Annotated in this window: 14 protein-coding genes; 6 read left to right on the top strand and 8 right to left on the bottom strand. The window is 72.7% G+C overall.

What is annotated here, in order from left to right; all coding sequences use genetic code 11:
* Window positions 1–353: 353 nt before the first annotated feature.
* Both ACIQBJ_RS28040 and ACIQBJ_RS28045 read right to left on the bottom strand, forming a co-directional pair.
* A complete protein-coding gene (locus tag ACIQBJ_RS28040; RefSeq protein ID WP_400715955.1) occupies window positions 354–1,517 on the bottom strand; it encodes a glycosyltransferase in 1,164 nt (387 codons plus the stop codon).
* A 150-nt stretch (window positions 1,518–1,667) separates the two neighbouring features.
* Complete coding sequence (locus ACIQBJ_RS28045) at window positions 1,668–2,108, bottom strand: SRPBCC family protein (protein ID WP_400715957.1); 441 nt, start codon at window positions 2,106–2,108, stop codon at window positions 1,668–1,670.
* Window positions 2,109–2,211: 103 nt separating this feature from the next.
* Between ACIQBJ_RS28045 and ACIQBJ_RS28050 the strand changes: the two genes are divergently transcribed.
* Window positions 2,212–3,111 (top strand): HipA family kinase, encoded by a 900-nt coding sequence (locus ACIQBJ_RS28050; RefSeq protein WP_400715959.1) that lies wholly within the window; start codon window positions 2,212–2,214, stop codon window positions 3,109–3,111.
* A gap of 57 nt (window positions 3,112–3,168) precedes the next feature.
* Here the strand turns inward: ACIQBJ_RS28050 and ACIQBJ_RS28055 are convergent, their stop codons facing one another.
* Window positions 3,169–4,653, bottom strand: a complete 1,485-nt coding sequence (locus ACIQBJ_RS28055; protein WP_400715961.1) for a S8 family peptidase — start codon at window positions 4,651–4,653, stop codon at window positions 3,169–3,171.
* A gap of 182 nt (window positions 4,654–4,835) precedes the next feature.
* Window positions 4,836–7,745, bottom strand: a complete 2,910-nt coding sequence (locus ACIQBJ_RS28060; protein WP_400715963.1) for a glycoside hydrolase family 48 protein — start codon at window positions 7,743–7,745, stop codon at window positions 4,836–4,838.
* A 290-nt stretch (window positions 7,746–8,035) separates the two neighbouring features.
* Here ACIQBJ_RS28060 and ACIQBJ_RS28065 point away from each other — a divergent pair, with 290 nt between their 5' ends.
* The gene (locus ACIQBJ_RS28065) at window positions 8,036–9,613 is read left to right on the top strand and encodes a cellulase family glycosylhydrolase (RefSeq protein WP_400715965.1); all 1,578 of its coding nucleotides are present in this window, start codon (window positions 8,036–8,038) and stop codon (window positions 9,611–9,613) included.
* Here the strand turns inward: ACIQBJ_RS28065 and ACIQBJ_RS28070 are convergent.
* Entirely contained in the window at window positions 9,606–10,100 is a 495-nt protein-coding gene (locus ACIQBJ_RS28070) for a hypothetical protein (RefSeq protein WP_400715967.1), read from the bottom strand. The genes ACIQBJ_RS28065 and ACIQBJ_RS28070 overlap by 8 nt on opposite strands.
* Window positions 10,101–10,319: 219 nt before the next feature.
* Here ACIQBJ_RS28070 and ACIQBJ_RS28075 point away from each other — a divergent pair, with 219 nt between their 5' ends.
* Both ACIQBJ_RS28075 and ACIQBJ_RS28080 read left to right on the top strand, forming a co-directional pair.
* Window positions 10,320–10,589 carry a type II toxin-antitoxin system Phd/YefM family antitoxin gene (locus ACIQBJ_RS28075; RefSeq protein WP_400716318.1) on the top strand — a complete coding sequence of 90 codons (270 nt, stop codon included), beginning with the start codon at window positions 10,320–10,322 and terminating at the stop codon, window positions 10,587–10,589.
* 6 nt (window positions 10,590–10,595) lie between these two features.
* On the top strand, window positions 10,596–10,877 hold the full coding sequence (locus ACIQBJ_RS28080) for a type II toxin-antitoxin system RelE/ParE family toxin (protein ID WP_400715969.1): 282 nt from the start codon (window positions 10,596–10,598) through the stop codon (window positions 10,875–10,877).
* Window positions 10,878–11,028: 151 nt separating this feature from the next.
* On the opposite strand, the gene ACIQBJ_RS28085 is transcribed toward ACIQBJ_RS28080, so the two are convergent.
* The 3 genes from ACIQBJ_RS28085 to ACIQBJ_RS28095 all read right to left on the bottom strand — a co-directional run bounded on the left by ACIQBJ_RS28085 (window position 11,029) and on the right by ACIQBJ_RS28095 (window position 13,279).
* Entirely contained in the window at window positions 11,029–12,276 is a 1,248-nt protein-coding gene (locus ACIQBJ_RS28085; RefSeq protein WP_400715971.1) for a peptidase S8, read from the bottom strand.
* A gap of 317 nt (window positions 12,277–12,593) precedes the next feature.
* Entirely contained in the window at window positions 12,594–12,905 is a 312-nt protein-coding gene (locus ACIQBJ_RS28090) for a DUF2568 domain-containing protein (RefSeq protein WP_400716320.1), read from the bottom strand.
* Between the two features lie 5 nt (window positions 12,906–12,910).
* Window positions 12,911–13,279: a hypothetical protein gene (locus tag ACIQBJ_RS28095; protein WP_400715973.1), complete on the bottom strand. Its 369-nt coding sequence runs from the start codon at window positions 13,277–13,279 to the stop codon at window positions 12,911–12,913.
* 59 nt (window positions 13,280–13,338) lie between these two features.
* Between ACIQBJ_RS28095 and ACIQBJ_RS28100 the strand changes: the two genes are divergently transcribed.
* Together ACIQBJ_RS28100 and ACIQBJ_RS28105 are read left to right on the top strand one after the other, a co-directional pair.
* Window positions 13,339–13,806, top strand: coding sequence for a MarR family winged helix-turn-helix transcriptional regulator (locus ACIQBJ_RS28100; protein WP_400715975.1), 468 nt, complete (start codon window positions 13,339–13,341; stop codon window positions 13,804–13,806).
* Window positions 13,807–14,039: 233 nt separating this feature from the next.
* Complete coding sequence (locus tag ACIQBJ_RS28105; RefSeq protein ID WP_400715977.1) at window positions 14,040–15,104, top strand: cobalamin-independent methionine synthase II family protein; 1,065 nt, start codon at window positions 14,040–14,042, stop codon at window positions 15,102–15,104.
* The last annotated feature ends 34 nt before the right edge of the window (window positions 15,105–15,138 follow it).

Consider the following 15,138-nt stretch of genomic DNA (forward strand, 5'->3'; position numbering starts at 1 on the left):
CCGGGCCCGTCATGGTTCTGCCCGGCCGAGGCACGCTCTCGTGGTCAATGGTCATCAGCGCACGAACTCCCCTGCTGTGTATCCGCCGTGACCGGGCAGCCGGACCGGGCGGACCCCGGCGCGACGCCCCGGCCCGGTGGACGCGGTCCAGGTAAGAACCTGCTGCCGTGGAAGGCGGTCGACCATTTCTGTGGAGAAAATGGGGACGTAGCAGGTGGAATCAGACGCTACCGAACACCCGGCCGGGGCACCGGGAGGCCGATCTGCCATTTCATCCCACCTGCCCAATAATCAGATTTTCTCGGAAACAGGGCCGCACCCGCACCGGCGGACTCCCCTGGTCTGACAAACGATCAGAATCGCTGCGGGACACGGCCCGTACGGCCCACCGGCACGGCCTGTGCTCGAACGATCGTCCGATAGACGACGGCCATTTGCTGGACCACTCCCCCGATATCGTGATGATCTGCCACATGGGCACGCGCGGAAACTCCGCGCCGTTCGCATTCGATCCGATCTCCGAGGAATTCGACCAGCCGTTCGGCCAGCAAACCCGGGTTCTCCACCGGCACCACCGCGCGCGCCCGCTCGGCGGGCGGCAGGCACTCCCGCGCGCCCGGCACGTCGGTCAGCAGCACCGGGCGGCCGCAGGCCATCGCCTCCAGCGGCGCCAGCGCCATCCCCTCCCAGCGCGAGGGCAGCACCGCCAGGTCGGCCGCCGCCAGCCAGAGCCGCGGGTCCGCCACGTCGCCCACCATCCGCACCCGGGACGGCTCCGGCAGGCCGCGCACCTGCTCGGCCAGCGCCTCCGCGTCCGGCCCGCCGCCGACCAGCACCAGTCGGGCGGCCGGCCGCGCGCCCTGCACCTTCGCCCAGGCGTCCAGCAGCACGTCCTGGCCCTTCTGCCGGCACAGCCGCCCCACGCACACCGCCAGCGGGTCGGACTGGTCCAGGCCCAGCGTCATCCTGGCCGCCCGCCGGGACGCCGGGTCGGCGGGCGCGAAGTGCTCCAGGTCCACCCCGTTCGGCACCACCCGCCAGTCCGCGACCAGCCCCGCCGCCTCGCCGTCCGCCCGCTCCCGCTCGCTGACGCACAGCACCGTGCGGGCCCAGCGGGTGGCGTGCCGCTCCCAGCGCAGGCTGGCCCCGGCCATCGCCCCCTCCACCGCCGCGAACGACCAGGCGTGCGGCTGGAACACCGTCGGCGGGGTGCCGCGGGCCGCCAGCCGGCCGGCCAGCCCGGCCTTCGCGCTGTGCAGGTGCAGCACGTCCGGCTCGGCCCGGCGGACGATCCGGCGCAGCCGCCAGACCTCCCCGGCGGTGCTCGGGCCGGGCGAGCGCTCGGCGGGCCAGTCCAGCACCCGGGCCCCGGCCGCGGCCGCCTCGCGGGCGAGCCGGCCGCCGGGCGGGCAGGCCACCAGGACCCGGCAGCCGGCCGCGCGCTGACCGCGGACCAGGTCCACCACCACCCGGGCCACCCCGCCGTCGACCGGCTGGGACACATGAAGGATCGTCATCTGCACGGGCCGGAGCCTAGGTTGGCGACGGGGGCCGACCGGGCCCGCTTCACCCGTCCCGGGGAAGCAGAACACCCGTACGGCTGACGCGCCGTACGGGTGTCCGAATGTTCTGCCGGGTTCTGCCGGGCGCGGCCGGGCGCGGCCGGATCAGCCGAGCGCGGCCGCCAGGTTGGCCAGCACCTGGTCGTGGATGCGGTTCAGGCCCTTCGGCGCGAAGGTCCGCTCGAAGAACCCGCCGATGCCGGTGGCCCCCGTCCAGGACGCCTCCACGGTGACCCGGCTGCCGCCGCCGGGCGCGGCCGCGACCGTCCAGGTGATCACCATCGAGGAGTTGGCGTCGGTCTCCACCAGCTGCTCCGGGCCCGGCGCCGAGACGGTGAACAGGCAGTCCCGCACCCGCTTCTCGGTCGCCTGCAGCTTCCAGTGCACCTGGGTGCCGGCACCGGTCCCGCCGGCCCGCACCTCGTACTCGCTGTACTGGGCGGGCAGCAGCTTCGGCCGGGTCACCGCGTAGTCCGCCAACGCCTCGTACACCTTCGCCGGGTCGGCCCCGTACGTCCGCTCGGTGGTGGCGTGCACCTTGCCCATCGCTTCACTTCTCCTCGGTCGGCTGCTCGACGGTCGGCCCCACCCAATCATCGCCCCGGACGGCCGCCCAACCCGGGGAGGCCCTTCGCGTTAGGGTGGGCGGATGCTCGAAGAGGTGACCGCGCTCCGGTACGTCGACCCGCTGCGGGCGGGCGGTTCGGTGCCGGGCGTGGTGGAGACCGACGACCTGGGCACCTACGTGGTGAAGTTCACGGGCGCGGCGCAGGGCGTGAAGGCGCTGGTCGCCGAGGTGATCGTGGGCGAGCTGGCCCGGCGGCTGGGGCTGCGGGTGCCGCCGCTGGTGCTGGTCGACTTCGACCCGGCGGTGGCGGCGGACGAGCCGGACCGGGAGATCCAGGACCTGCTGCGGGCCAGCGCCGGGCGCAACCTCGGGATGGACCTGCTGCCGGGCGCCCGGGACTTCCGGCCGGGGATGATCGAGGTCTCCCCCGCCGAGGCGGGCCGGGTGGTCTGGCTGGACGCGCTGACCGGCAACGTGGACCGCAGCGTGCACAATCCGAACCTGATGGTCTGGCACGGCCGGCTCTGGCTGATCGACAACGGCGCGGGCCTGGTCTTCCACCACCGCTGGGCCTCCGCGGCCGCCGCGGTGCACCGGCGCTACGACCTGAGCGGCCACGCGCTGGGCGGCTCGGCCCCGGACGTGGCGGCCGCGGACGCCGCGCTGGCGCCGCTGGTGACGCCCGAACTGCTGCGCGAGGTGGTCGCGTTGGTGCCGGACGAGTGGCTGTCCGACGAGCCGGGCTTCGACTCGCCGGACGCGGTGCGGGCCGCCTACGCGGCGCACCTGGCGGAGCGGGTCGCGGACTCGGCGGCCTGGCTGCCGGAGGGCTTCGCCACCCCGGAGCAGATCCGGGCCGCCGAGGAGCGGGCGGCCGCCGCCCGGCTGGCGGCGCGCCCGTCCTGGTTGAAGCAGGTGCCGAACCGGGCCGGTCTGGCCCCGGTGGAGCCGGACTGGTCCCGGCACGTCGGCGGCGAGTGAGCCGCCGACGGCCCGTCGGTCGGCTTTTCCAGTGAGTCGGTCGGACCTTCCGGTCCGTCAGTTGCGCCACCGGTCGGCGGCCTTGGCGGCGGAGACCACGCCCGCGCCGTAGAAGCCGTTGCGCGCGTCGGAGCCCTCGCAGGTGGCGGTGTACGCCCCGGTGCCGCCGGGGTTGTAGACGCCGGGCGGGCAGCTGTGCGCGTCGGCCTCCTTCACCAGCAGGGCGCGCAGCTGGTCCGGCCCGGCCCACGGGTGGGTGGAGGCGAGCAGCGCGAGGACGCCGACCACGTGCGGGGCGGCCATCGAGGTGCCCTGCATGTAGGCGTACTTGTTGCCGCGGACGGTGGACAGGATGCGGCCGTTGCGGTCGGGGGTGTCGGGCAGCTGGTAGCGGGAGTCGCCGCCGGGGGCGGCCACCGTGACCTTGTTCAGGCCGTAGCTGGAGTAGTACGACTTGTCGCCCTTGACGCCGACCGAGGAGACGGTGACCACGCCGGGGAGTTCGGCGGGCAGGTTGAGGCAGCTCGCGTCGATCGGCCGGTCGACGGGGGTGGTGTCGTCGGGGCTGCTCGGGTCGGTGGTCTTGTGCGCCAGGTCGATGTTCTCGTTGCCGGCCGCGGCCACGTTCAGCACGCCGCCGCGCCGGGAGTAGTCGACGGCCCGGCGGACGCCCTCGGTGATGGCGGCCTGGTCGGGGTCGTTCGCGCAGTTGAACATCCACGGGTCGACGAAGTAGCTGTTGTTGGTGACCTGGAAGTGGTGTTCCCCGGCCCAGACGAAGCCGCAGATCGCGTACTCGGGGTAGATGAACCCGCCGTCGTCGACCACCTTGACGGCGGCCAGCCGGACGCCGGGGGCGATGCCCTCGATGCCCTTGCCGTTCTTGGCGGCGGCGATGGTGCCGGCCACGTGGGTGCCGTGGTCGCTGGTGGTGGGCTGCCAGGACTGCCAGCTGGTGTCGGGCTTGCCGCTGAGGCAGGAGGCGGAGAGCGCCGGGTCGACGTTGGCGGCCAGGTCCTCGTGGGTGGCGTCGATGCCGGAGTCGAGCACGCCGACCACCACGGAGCGGCTGCCGAGCGTGCTGCGGTGGGCCTGGTCGACGCCGATCTGCTTCATGTCCCACTGGTTGGCCCAGAGCGGTTCGACGCCGTCCGCGGGGGCGGCGGTCGGGACGGCGGCGTCCTGGACCGCGTCGTCGGCGTTCGCGGTGATGCCGGCGGTGCGGCTGGCGCCGACCGAGTCGATGGTCCTGGACTGCCGGAGCCGGGCGGCGAACCCGGGGTCGGTCGAGCGGGCGATCAGGACGCCGATCTGCTCGTAGGAGGCCACCACGCTGCCACCGGCCGCCCGGATCTCGCGCTCGGCCTTCTGGGTCTGGCCGTGGTTGGCCCGGGTGTTGACCACGTAGCTGAGCAGCGGCCCGTCGGCGGCGGCCGACGGGGCGGCCGCGGCGCTGGTGACGGGCAGGGCCAGAGCTCCCGCCGTGGCGAGCGCGAGGCTGGCCGCGGCGAGTGAACGACGGCGGATCGGGGGAACGCTCATAGGGGTTGACCCTCCCGAGTGTGGCGGACGCGATCGTGGGTGATCGAAGGCGCACGAATGGGCGGGAGACTATTCAGCGCATAAGGTAAATATCAAGATGTATGACAACAATCTCCTCATAAAGAGCGAGTGCCCGGTCCGCTGTCGGTCGGACCGGGCACCCGCGTTCGAGTGACTGTCCGTCAGCCGCCGAACAGTTGGCCGTAGGTGGCCATCGCGGTGGCGATGTCGGCCTGCGCCCAGAACCGGTGGTACGTGAAGGTCGGCGCGGCGCCGCCGTTCAGGTACGTCTGGACCTTGGCGAAGGACGGGTCGTTCCGGTACCAGGACCGGATCGACAGGAAGGTCGAACTCCCGTTGACCGGATCGCCGTTGGGCATGGTGCCGGTCCAGCCGCTCGGCACCGACACCGGGTCGGCGAACCGCTTGTAGTCGGTCCGGGTCTCCGGCACCGAGATGCCCAGCGCGTCCTGGCTGTTGCCCCACATGCCGTCGAGCAGCTTCTGCGCCGCGGTCTTCGCCGCCGCGTTGCCGGACTTGGCCGCGTAGTAGGACAGCAGCTTGGCGTACGAGCCGGCCACGCCGACGTCGTTGGTGTAGTCGACCACGCTCACGTGCAGGCCGGTGTTGGCGCCCGGGGCGGCCGCGTTCCAGGTGTCCGGCTTGCCGCTCCAGCCCAGTGTGGACGGGAACTTGTAGCTGCCATCGGCGTTGAAGGTGGTCTGCGAGAGCGCCCAGGTCACCCACTTGTCCAGGATCGCCTTGGCCTTGGCGTCACCGCTGGAGTAGTAGTACTCGGCCATCCGCTCCAGGCCCCAGGCCTGGAAGCCGAACCACTGGTTGGACGGCGGGTCGTGGTAGACCGGCGCCTCGTCGTAGAACATCCCGTAGAAGGTCGGGGTGCCCGCCGGCGGGGTTCCGTAGTCGCCCTCCCAACTGTTCGTCGCGCCGCCCGCGATCGCGCCCTCGCTGGACTGCAGCCACTGGGTGAACTCGACCTGACGGCCCATCGAGGTGGTCCAGTCGGACTTGCCGGTGGCCGACTTCGGGGCCATCGCCGGGTCGTTGACCAGTGCGTAGGCGGCCATCGGGTTCTGGTAGCCGCCGTGCGCCGCACTGTCGCCGATCCGCCAGGCCCAGCCCGCCGAGGTGTCGCTGGCCCCGCCCCAGGCGTAGTACCAGGACAGCAGGTAGTGCTCGGAGTCCTTGCCGCTGCCGGCCGCGCAGGCGCTCGCGCCGACGCAGTTGCCGACCTTCTTGAAGTACTTGTCGAAGAACGAGTACCGCAGGTAGTCGCCCATCTTGCCGGCCTTGGCCACCGTGGTCGCCACCTGCCCGCCGTTGCCCTGCGCCTTGGCCCAGGTGTCGGCCCAGTAGGCGGCCTGGATGGCCCGGGCGTCGGCGTCCGGCGCGTCGGTGTACTTCCACTGCTTGGCGTACGAGTTGTCCTTGACGAACAGGTCCAGGTACCCGTTCTTGCCGCCGTACTTGAAGTTGTCGCAGGTCGGCTGCGGGACGGTCTCCCACACCGACTCCTGCGCGCCGCGCTGGTAGGTGTTGATGAACGACGGGCCGGTGTCGGACGGCCCGGCCTCGCACTTGCCGGGCGCGTTGCCGTAGCCGTAGACGTTGTCGACGTCCTGCAGCCAGTGCATGCCGTAGATGTCGTCGGTGCCGTACGCGCTCTTCAGCTCCCCGGCGATCGGGTCGCTGCCCGCGGTGACCGAGGTGTCCAGCTGCGCCGGGTAGTCGCTGGGCAGCGGGCGCTCGGGCGCGTAGGTGGCCGGCTTCGAGGCGTTGTAGAACGCGTTGGTGGGCTGGTCGGCGTGGCCCGGGATCATGTACGTCTCCATGAGCGTCCACGCCGCGTTGAACTTCGACCAGTCCTGGGTGATCCGCCCGTACTGGGCCTCCAGCCAGATCAGGTACGAGTACGCCTCCGAGGTGGTCTCGTGCCCCTGGTCGGGGGCCTCGACCAGCAGCGTCTCCACCGAGTGGTACGGGATGCCCTCGGGCGAGAAGTAGCCGTTCGCCGGGTCCTTGATCTTGTTGTACAGCTGCAGGAACCGGTCGTTGTACACGCCCGAGGCCGCGGTCAGCTCGGTCACCGTGACCGCCGAGGAGGTGTACCCGGTGGCGGTCGAGGTGAAGGTCGCCGCGCCGGTGGACGAGGCGTCGGCGGTGAGCGTGACGGTCTGCGCCGTCGACCAGTTGGCCGGCGTGAAGGTCAGCGTCGCCCCGGAGCCGATCGACAGTCCGGTGTTGCCCGAGCTGCGGGCGGTGGTGACGGTGACGTTGGCGCTCGGCTGGCTGCTCAGCTTCAGCGCGAAGCTGCCGGTCCTGCCCTGGTTGACCGACAGGGTCAGCGGCGTGGCGGTGATCGACGGCCCGGCCGCGACGGTGACGCCCGCCGGGGTCGACTCGCTGCTCGCGCCCAGGCTGTCGTACGCCTTGGCGTAGATCGAGTGGCTGCCGCTCGCCGCGCCCGTCCAACTGTAGGTGTACGGGGCGGTGGTGGCGGTCCCGAGCAGCGTGGTGTTGTCGTAGAACTCCACCTTGCCGATCGTCGCGCCGTCGCTCGCGGTGGCCGTGGCGGAGAGCGGAATCGCCGCCCCCGCCTGGTAGGTGGCGCCCGGGGCCGGGCTGGTCAGGGTGGTGACCGGGGCCGCGTGCGCACCCGTGCAACCGGTGCCGTTGACCGCGAAGGCGGTGGGCGCGGCGTTGGCGCCGCTGTACGAGAAGTTGGCGCCCGCGGTGGCCGAGCCGCCCGCCGCGATGCTGGTCGCCCAGGCCGGGGCGGCGACGGTGACGTTCTTGCCCGACTGACTCCAGGTGCCGTTCCAGCCACTGCCCGAGAGCGTCTGGTTGCCGGCGTAGGAGTAGGTCAGCGTCCAGCCGTTGAGCGCGGCGGTGCCCTTGTTGTTGATCGCCACGTTGGCGGTGAAGCCGCTGCCCCAGTCGTTCGTCGTGTAATCGACGGAGCACTGGACGACGGCGGCGGACGCCGGGACGGCGACCGCGGTCGACAGCCCGGCGGCGAGCAGCGTGAGGGCGGCGGTGAGCGCCTGGACCCGGTTGCGCGGTGGTGACATGACGGCTCCTCGGAGGGGGTGGGTGGGGGAGTCCGAAGACGTGCGCACGGCGTTCGCGGGGACCGCGGACGGCCGGGCGGGGGCGGGGTCCGCAGGAGGGGTTCGGGGCCCTCCCGGAGTGGACCTTGCCGGGGCCGTTCTGTGGGAGCGCTCCCAAATATCGGGAGGGGCGTGCGCACTGTCAAGGGAGTCCGCAGCCCCACGTGTTGGCAACTGCCGTACCCCTGGCTATGGTTCGGGGCGGGCCTGTGGGAGCGCGCCCATTTCCCCACTCCTCCGAGGAGCCGGACATGTCCGTCCGCACCACCGCCCTGGCGCTGGTCTCCGCCCTGGCGGCGACCGCCGCCGCCACCCTCGCACTCACCGGAGCGGGCCCCGCGGCCGCCGCCGGGGTCCAGTGCTCCGTCGACTGGACGACGAACGACTGGGGCAGCGGCTTCACCGCCAACCTGAAACTTACGAACACCGGCAGCACCGCGATCAACGGCTGGAACATCGGCTACGCCTACACCGGCAACCAGACCCTCTCCGGCTCCGGCTGGAACGGCACCTGGAGCCAGTCCGGCAAGAACGTCACCGTCACCGCCCCCGCCTGGGCCGCCACCGTCGCGGCCGGCGCCTCCGTCACCGCGGGCGCCAACTTCTCCTACAGCGGCGCCAACGCGGCCCCGACCTCCTTCACCGTCAACGGGGCCGCCTGCGGCGGGGCGACGCCTTCGCCGTCCCCCTCGCCGTCCGTCTCGGCGTCACCCTCCCCCTCCCCGTCCCCGTCCGCTTCGGTGTCGGCCTCGCCCTCCGCCTCCGCCTCGCCCTCCCCCTCGCCCTCCGCCTCCTCCACCGGGGGGAGCGGGAGCGGGAAGGCCCCGGCGCTGCACGTCTCCGGCAACAAGCTGGTGGACGCGGCGGGCGGCCAGGTGGTCCTGCGGGGCGTGAACCGCTCCGGCATGGAGTTCATGTGCGTGCAGGGCTACGGCTTCAGCGACGGGCCGGTGGACGCCGCCTCGATCGCCGCGATCAAGAGCTGGAAGGCCAACGCCGTCCGGGTGCCCGTCAACGAGGACTGCTGGAACGGCTACGCGAACGTCAAGCCCGAGTACGCGGGCGAGAACTACCGCGCGGCGGTGCGGAACTACGTCTACGCGCTGCGGGACGCCGGGCTCACCCCGATCATCGACCTGCACTGGACCCAGGGGCTCTACACCGGCAACTCCTCGGGCTGCTCGGACACCAACTCGACCTGCCAGAAGCCGATGCCGGGCACCGGCGCGGCGACCTTCTGGTCCTCCGTCGCCAGCACCTTCAAGAACGACCCCGCGGTCGTCTTCGACCTGTTCAACGAGCCCTACCCGGACCGCGCCGTCTCCGGCCTCGACCAGGCCTGGAACTGCTGGCGGGACGGCGGCAGCGCCTGCCCCGGCATCAACTACACCGTCAGCGGCATGCAGACGCTGGTCAACGGCGTCCGAGCGGCCGGCGCGAACAACGTGCTCCTGCTCGGCGGCCTCGCCTACTCCAACGACCTCGGCCAGTGGCTCGCCCACAAGCCCGCCGACCCGGCGGGCAACCTGGCCGCGGCCTGGCACGTCTACAACTTCAACACCTGCTCCAGCCAGTCCTGCTGGAACTCCACGGTGGCCCCGCTGGCCGCGCAGGTCCCCGTGGTGGTCGGCGAGATCGGCGAGAACGACTGCGCCCACTCCTTCATCGACCAGGTGATGTCCTGGGCCGACGCCGCCAAGGTCTCCTACCTCGGCTGGACCTGGAACACCTGGGACTGCTCCTCCGGCCCGTCGCTGATCTCCAACTTCGACGGCACCCCGACCGCGTTCGGCCAGGGCCTCAAGACCCACCTGCAGGCCGTCAACTGACGCCCCCGGTGCGGTCGCCCGGAACCCGACTCCGGGCGGCCGCCCCCGTCAACTCCCCTGCTCCCGCCGCCGGACGCCCGCGCCCGGCGAGCACCCGGGCCAGCCCGCCCCGCAGCCGCGCCGAGGCACCCGCCAACTCCCCCAGCGCACGCGCCCGTTCCACCGGGAACCCCGGCCGGGCGGCCAGCACCAGCACAGCCGCGTACGGCCGCTCCCCCGCCCCCAACGCCTCCGCGACGGCCTCCCCCACCGCCGCCAGCACCACCCCGTCCGCGGCCGGGTGCCCGGCGAGCAGGAACAGCACCCGGTTCCTGTTCCACCCGCCCCACCGCGCCCCCGCCAACGCCACCAGCACATCCACCGGCGTGTCCGGATTCTCCGCGAGCGCCTCGTCCACGAACGGGTACCCCGTCCCCACCAGCCCCCGCAGCACAGCGGCCTCCCCCGAACCCCGGGCCTCGGCAAGACGATCAGCGGGCGTGGGCACGACACGGACTCCTCGACGGACGGGACGGGAGGAACCAGTGTCCCGGAAAGCCACCCGCCCGGAGACACCCGGGGCCGGGCAGCCGACCCCCGGCACCGTTCAACGCCGAACGGCCGAGGCATGTCGGACCTTCCACAACCGCCCGTGCCGATGCTTCGGATACGGGTGATCCAAAGGTCTCAGATGTACATCTGTTACATTCATTGCATGAGTGAGCCGATGATCGAATCCATGGCCGAGGTCCGCAGCCACCTTGCCGACGTCATCGACCGGGCACGCCGCGAGGAGATCCCGACGATCATCACCCGACGCGGCAAGCAGGAGGCCGTGGTGATCGACATCGAGGAGTACCAGCGTCTACGCCGGATAGCGGAGGCCGCCGAGGAGTCTTGGCTCAACAAGCTGGCCGACGAATCGGAAGCGGAGGGCCTGCAGGGATCCGTCTCCCTGGAAGAGATGGCAGCGCTCCTCCGCAGCCACGAGGGCTGATGCCCGATGGGTCATGTCACGCGCTTCACTCCCCGGGCACAACGGGACCTGCTGAAGATCGAGCGCCCCGACGCCCTGCGCATCCTGCGTCGGCTCGCCGAGTTCCAGAAGGCGATGGACATCGGCGACACGACAGCGTTCGACGTCAAGGCACTCCAAGGGCACGCGGCCCGATGGCGCCTCCGGGTCGGTGACCATCGAGTCGTCTGCACCGTCGAGAACGGGGAGCTGATCGTCTGGGTCCTGGCCGTGGGCCACCGCGGCGAGGTCTACCGTCAGATCCCCTGACCGACCGCCCACAGCACCGACTCCGAACGGCGCCTCGCAGACCCGAGGGCCCGATGGGGTGCACTCCCGGTGCGATTTTCGGGGGCGACGTGGCGAGGCCGCCGCCCCTGGGGGAATGGGCGGCGGCCTCGGTCGGGATGGGGAGGGGGTGTCAGCTGTGGAAGGCGGTGGTGCCGTTGGGGGTGCCGAGGCCGGTGGGGCCGTCGTAGCCGGTGGTGGCGGTGCAGAGGTAGGAGGGGGAGCAGCTGCCGTTGTTGCCGGTGGTGACGTCGAAGAGGGCGGTGGTGTGGGCGTAGGGGAAGGAGGCCGGGCTGGTGCCGGTGGCGGGGGCGCCGGCCAGGGCGTAGACGCCCGCGATGATGGGGGCGGCCGCGCTGGTGCCGCCGTAGACGGCCCAGCCGCTGCCGCCGTAGGTCTGGTAGACGGCGACGCCGGTCGCGGGGTCGGCGACGGCCGAGACGTCCGCGATGGTGCGCTTGGTGCAGCCGGTGTCCTTCTGCCAGGTGGGCTTGGCGTCGTACTTGGAGCAGCCGGAGCCGGTGCCCTCGGTGGAGTTGGTGAGCCAGACGCTCTCGGTCCAGCCGCGGGTGTTGGACGCCTTCTTGAGCGCGGTGCCGCCGACCGCCGTCACGTACTTGGAGGCGGCCGGGTACTGGGCGCCGTACGCGGAGTCGCCGGAGGAGACGGTGATGGCGACGCCCGGGTGGTTGAAGTACGAGGAGTCGTAGGAGGTGTCGGCGGAGGACTCGCCGCCGCCGTAGCTGTTGGAGACGAACTTCGCGCCGAGCGAGACCGCGGTGTTGACCGAGGTGCCGAGGTTGCCCATGGTCGCGCTGCTGGCCTCGACCAGGATGATGTGCGCGTTGGGGGCGATCGCGGAGACCATGTCGAGGTCGAGCGAGATCTCGCCGGCCCAGCCGGAGTTGTTGGCGGGGAGGCTGGAGCCGCCGGTCTGGTTGACCTGCTTGAAGCAGCCGCTGGCCTTCGTGCAGGCGGGGAGCCCGTACTGGGAGCGGTAGACGGCCATGTCGGACTCGGCGTTGGGGTCGTTGTAGGCGTCGACGATGGCGATGGTCATGCCGGCGCCGCCGTTCGCGGGCAGCTTGTACGCGCTCAGCAGGTCGGCGGGCCCGTAACCGGACGGGGTGGCGTTCGGGGTGACGCCGAACGCCCGGACGGCCTCGGTGGTGCTGGTCACGCGCAGGGCGTGGCAGGCCATGGTGTCGCCCTTGGCGAGGGTGTCGCAGGCCCGGACCCAGGACGTGCCGTCCTTGGAGTGCACCTGCGGGCCGGTGGCCGCGCCGGCCGGGGCGGTGCCGGCCAGGGCGGAGAGGGTGAGGGCGGCGATGCCGGCGGCGGCGAGGGCCGTCCGGCGGGCTGCTGCGGGGAGAGTGCGCATGGGGGAATGCCTCCTGTGGCTGGGGTGACCGGAAGCGGTGCGCGCCCGCGCCGCGGGCCCGGAGTGGGTGGCCGGGTCCGTGGCGGAGCAAGGCCCGTCGCGGGTTCTGGAACCGTCGACGGGCCGGTGTGTCCCTGGAGCCTTGCGGCTGGCGTCCGACGCTAGCCGGGCGTGCTCATGCCCAACAAGGACGGCGACATGATCTCAACTCTCCCTTTACTCAAGGCAGTTGCCTCTTGGCCGAGCCCCGCCCAAGGGACTGGGGAGGGTTTGCCTCCGCTTCCGCCGCAGTCCTCCGCCACGCCCCGCGACCCACCTCACCCGCCGCCCTGCGCCCCGCGCCGCGCATCCCGCGCCCGGACGGCCGCCAGGGCGCCCGCGCCGAACCAGCAGAGCTCGAACACCGCCCGGGCGGCCCCGTGCAGCGGGTGGTTGGCGGTCGGGGCGGCGAACCACCCCCACGGGAGGGCGAGTCCGAGCACGGCGGCCACGGCGGCGGACAGTCGCCACGCGCGCCGCCCCGGCCGGGCCCAGCCCCACCACCCGGCGGCCGCGTAGACGGCCAGTTCGACGGCGAAGGCCGCCACGCCGAGGAGCGTCAGGCCGCCCGCCGAGCCGCCCGCCGCCATGCCCGTCACGCCCACCACCCCGCCCATCGGGCCGACCACCAGGCCGTGGCCAGGTGCAGGACGGCGAGGGCCCCCGCGCCGCACCCCATGCCGAGGTTGCGCTGCCGGAAGCCGATCGCCGAGTCCCCCACCTGCGCGGCGCCGGACACCAGCAGCAGCGCCCGGGCCGTCGCGGGGTCGCCCGCCAGGACCGCCGCCGCCGTGGCCAGCCCCAGCGGGACGGCCCGCACCGCGTACGCCCGGACGTACACCCGGACCCCGGCCGTGACCGGTGCGCCCGCGGGCAGTCCGAGCCCGGGCCGGGCCACCCCCAGCACGCTCGACGCCGCGCCGAGCAGCGCGCCGAGCGCGTTGGCCGTCGACAGGACATCCATTCCATCTCCCCCTGAATCATTCGAGCTATGAACGATATGACCGCAGTATTGTTCGGGGCATGAGCGATGTCAAGGGAGCAGCCACCCCGGGAGCGGCCGCACTGCGGGCCACCCTGGTCTTCAATCTGGGGACGCTCGGCGCCCTGGCCACCGACCGCTTCGCCGCCCGGGTCGAGGCCCTCGGACTGAAGCCCAAGCACGCGGGGCTGCTGGCCGCCCTGGACGCCGAATCCGCCGCCTCGCAGCAGGAGTTGGCGACCAGACTGGGGGTGGTGCCGAGCCTGATCGTCTCGCTGGCCGACCAGCTCCAGGCGCTCGGCGCGGTCGAACGCGTCCGCGACCCCGAGGACCGCCGCCGCCAGGTCCTCACCCTGACCGCCGAGGGCCGCCGCCTGCTGGCCCGCTGCGCCGAGGCCGCCGAGGCCGCCGACGCCGAGCTGGCCGCCGGCCTCACCGCCGCGCAGCGCACCGCGCTCGGCCGCGAGTTGCGCGCCCTGCGGGCCGCCCAGACCCCGGACGGACGGTAGCCCCCGGACGGACGGCAGCCCTCGAACGAACGGGAGAGCCCGGACGGACGGGAGAGCCCGAACGGACGGCAGGCTCCGGAGGCGGCGGCGAGGGGTTCCCCCTCCCGCCGTCCGCAATCTCATCCGTTCCGGTGAAACAGCGTCATATTCTTTTCCCACCAGCGCACTTGGGACGCCCGTGCGCCTCGCGCGCCCCTTGTGGCGACCCGCGCGGGGTTTCTAGGGTCGGCGGCATGACCATTCCCACCGAGGCGATCGGCTCCCTGCCGCGCCCGCGCACCCTGCTGACCGCTCTCGCCGACCACGCGGCCGGCCGGATCGACGACGCCGAACTGGCCAAGCACCAGGAGGCCGCCACGGCCGAAACCCTGTCCCGGCTCGCCGAGTTGGGCAGCCCCGTGCTGGTCGACGGCGAGCAGGCCAAGCCGAGCTTCCTCACCTACCCGGTGGCGGGCCTGGCCTCGCTGGCGCCCGACGGCGCGATCGTCCCGTTCGCGGACGGCCACACCCGGCAGCTGCCGGTGCTGACCGCCGGACCGTTCCGCTACCAGGTCCGGGCCGCCCAGTACCTGCGCGACGCCCGGCGGCACACCGAACTGCCGGTGAAGCAGGCGGTGATCGCCCCGTCCGCGCTCAGCCTGCTCTACCCGGCGGACGGGATCGCCGGGTACGCCCGCGAGGACTTCCTGCGGGACCTCGCCGACGAGGCCGAGGCCGACATCCGCGGCTGCCTGGAGGGTGGCGCGCACGCCGTCCAGCTCGACTTCACCGAGGCCAGGCTGTCGCTCAAGCTGGACCCGAGCGGCGGCCTGCTGAACGACTTCGTCGCCCTGAACAACCAGGTCCTGGACCGCTTCACCGAGGCCGAGCGGGCCCGGATCGGCGTGCACACCTGCCCGGGCGGCGACCAGGACTCCACCCACAGCCTGGACGTGGACTACGCCGACCTGCTGCCCGCCCTCTTCCGGTTGAACGTCGGCAACTTCTACGTCCAGCTGGCGAGCGAGACCGACCCGGAACGGGTGCTGGCCGTCATCGCCGACCAACTGCGGCCGGGCGTACGGGTCTTCGTCGGCGTGACCGACCCGGTCGACCCCCGGGTGGAGACCCCGGAGGAGGTCCGCGACCGGGTGCTGGCCGCCGCCCGCCACATCCCCGTGGACCAGCTCGGGACGTGCGACGACTGCGGCTTCTCCCCGTTCGCCGACGACACCTCCACCTCCCGGGAGACCGCCTTCGCCAAGATCGCCGCCCGGGTCAAGGGCACCGCGCTGGCCGCCGAGGCCCTCGGCCTGTAGGACCGCGGGACCGGCTCGTCCGAGGGTGGCCTGC

Origin of the sequence: Kitasatospora sp. NPDC088391, assembly GCF_044753345.1 — a bacterium.
Lineage (GTDB): Bacteria > Actinomycetota > Actinomycetes > Streptomycetales > Streptomycetaceae > Kitasatospora.

Bases quoted from the DNA above. Each gene is read 5' to 3' on its own strand.
- ACIQBJ_RS28040 (WP_400715955.1), bottom strand. From the start codon at position 1,517: ATGACGATCCTTCATGTGTCCCAGCCGGTCGACGGCGGGGTGGCCCGG.
- ACIQBJ_RS28045 (WP_400715957.1), bottom strand. From the start codon at position 2,108: ATGGGCAAGGTGCACGCCACCACCGAGCGGACGTACGGGGCCGACCCG.
- ACIQBJ_RS28050 (WP_400715959.1), top strand. From the start codon at position 2,212: ATGCTCGAAGAGGTGACCGCGCTCCGGTACGTCGACCCGCTGCGGGCG.
- ACIQBJ_RS28055 (WP_400715961.1), bottom strand. From the start codon at position 4,653: ATGAGCGTTCCCCCGATCCGCCGTCGTTCACTCGCCGCGGCCAGCCTC.
- ACIQBJ_RS28060 (WP_400715963.1), bottom strand. From the start codon at position 7,745: ATGTCACCACCGCGCAACCGGGTCCAGGCGCTCACCGCCGCCCTCACG.
- ACIQBJ_RS28065 (WP_400715965.1), top strand. From the start codon at position 8,036: ATGTCCGTCCGCACCACCGCCCTGGCGCTGGTCTCCGCCCTGGCGGCG.
- ACIQBJ_RS28075 (WP_400716318.1), top strand. From the start codon at position 10,320: ATGATCGAATCCATGGCCGAGGTCCGCAGCCACCTTGCCGACGTCATC.
- ACIQBJ_RS28080 (WP_400715969.1), top strand. From the start codon at position 10,596: ATGGGTCATGTCACGCGCTTCACTCCCCGGGCACAACGGGACCTGCTG.
- ACIQBJ_RS28085 (WP_400715971.1), bottom strand. From the start codon at position 12,276: ATGCGCACTCTCCCCGCAGCAGCCCGCCGGACGGCCCTCGCCGCCGCC.
- ACIQBJ_RS28090 (WP_400716320.1), bottom strand. From the start codon at position 12,905: ATGGCGGCGGGCGGCTCGGCGGGCGGCCTGACGCTCCTCGGCGTGGCG.
- ACIQBJ_RS28095 (WP_400715973.1), bottom strand. From the start codon at position 13,279: ATGGATGTCCTGTCGACGGCCAACGCGCTCGGCGCGCTGCTCGGCGCG.
- ACIQBJ_RS28100 (WP_400715975.1), top strand. From the start codon at position 13,339: ATGAGCGATGTCAAGGGAGCAGCCACCCCGGGAGCGGCCGCACTGCGG.
- ACIQBJ_RS28105 (WP_400715977.1), top strand. From the start codon at position 14,040: ATGACCATTCCCACCGAGGCGATCGGCTCCCTGCCGCGCCCGCGCACC.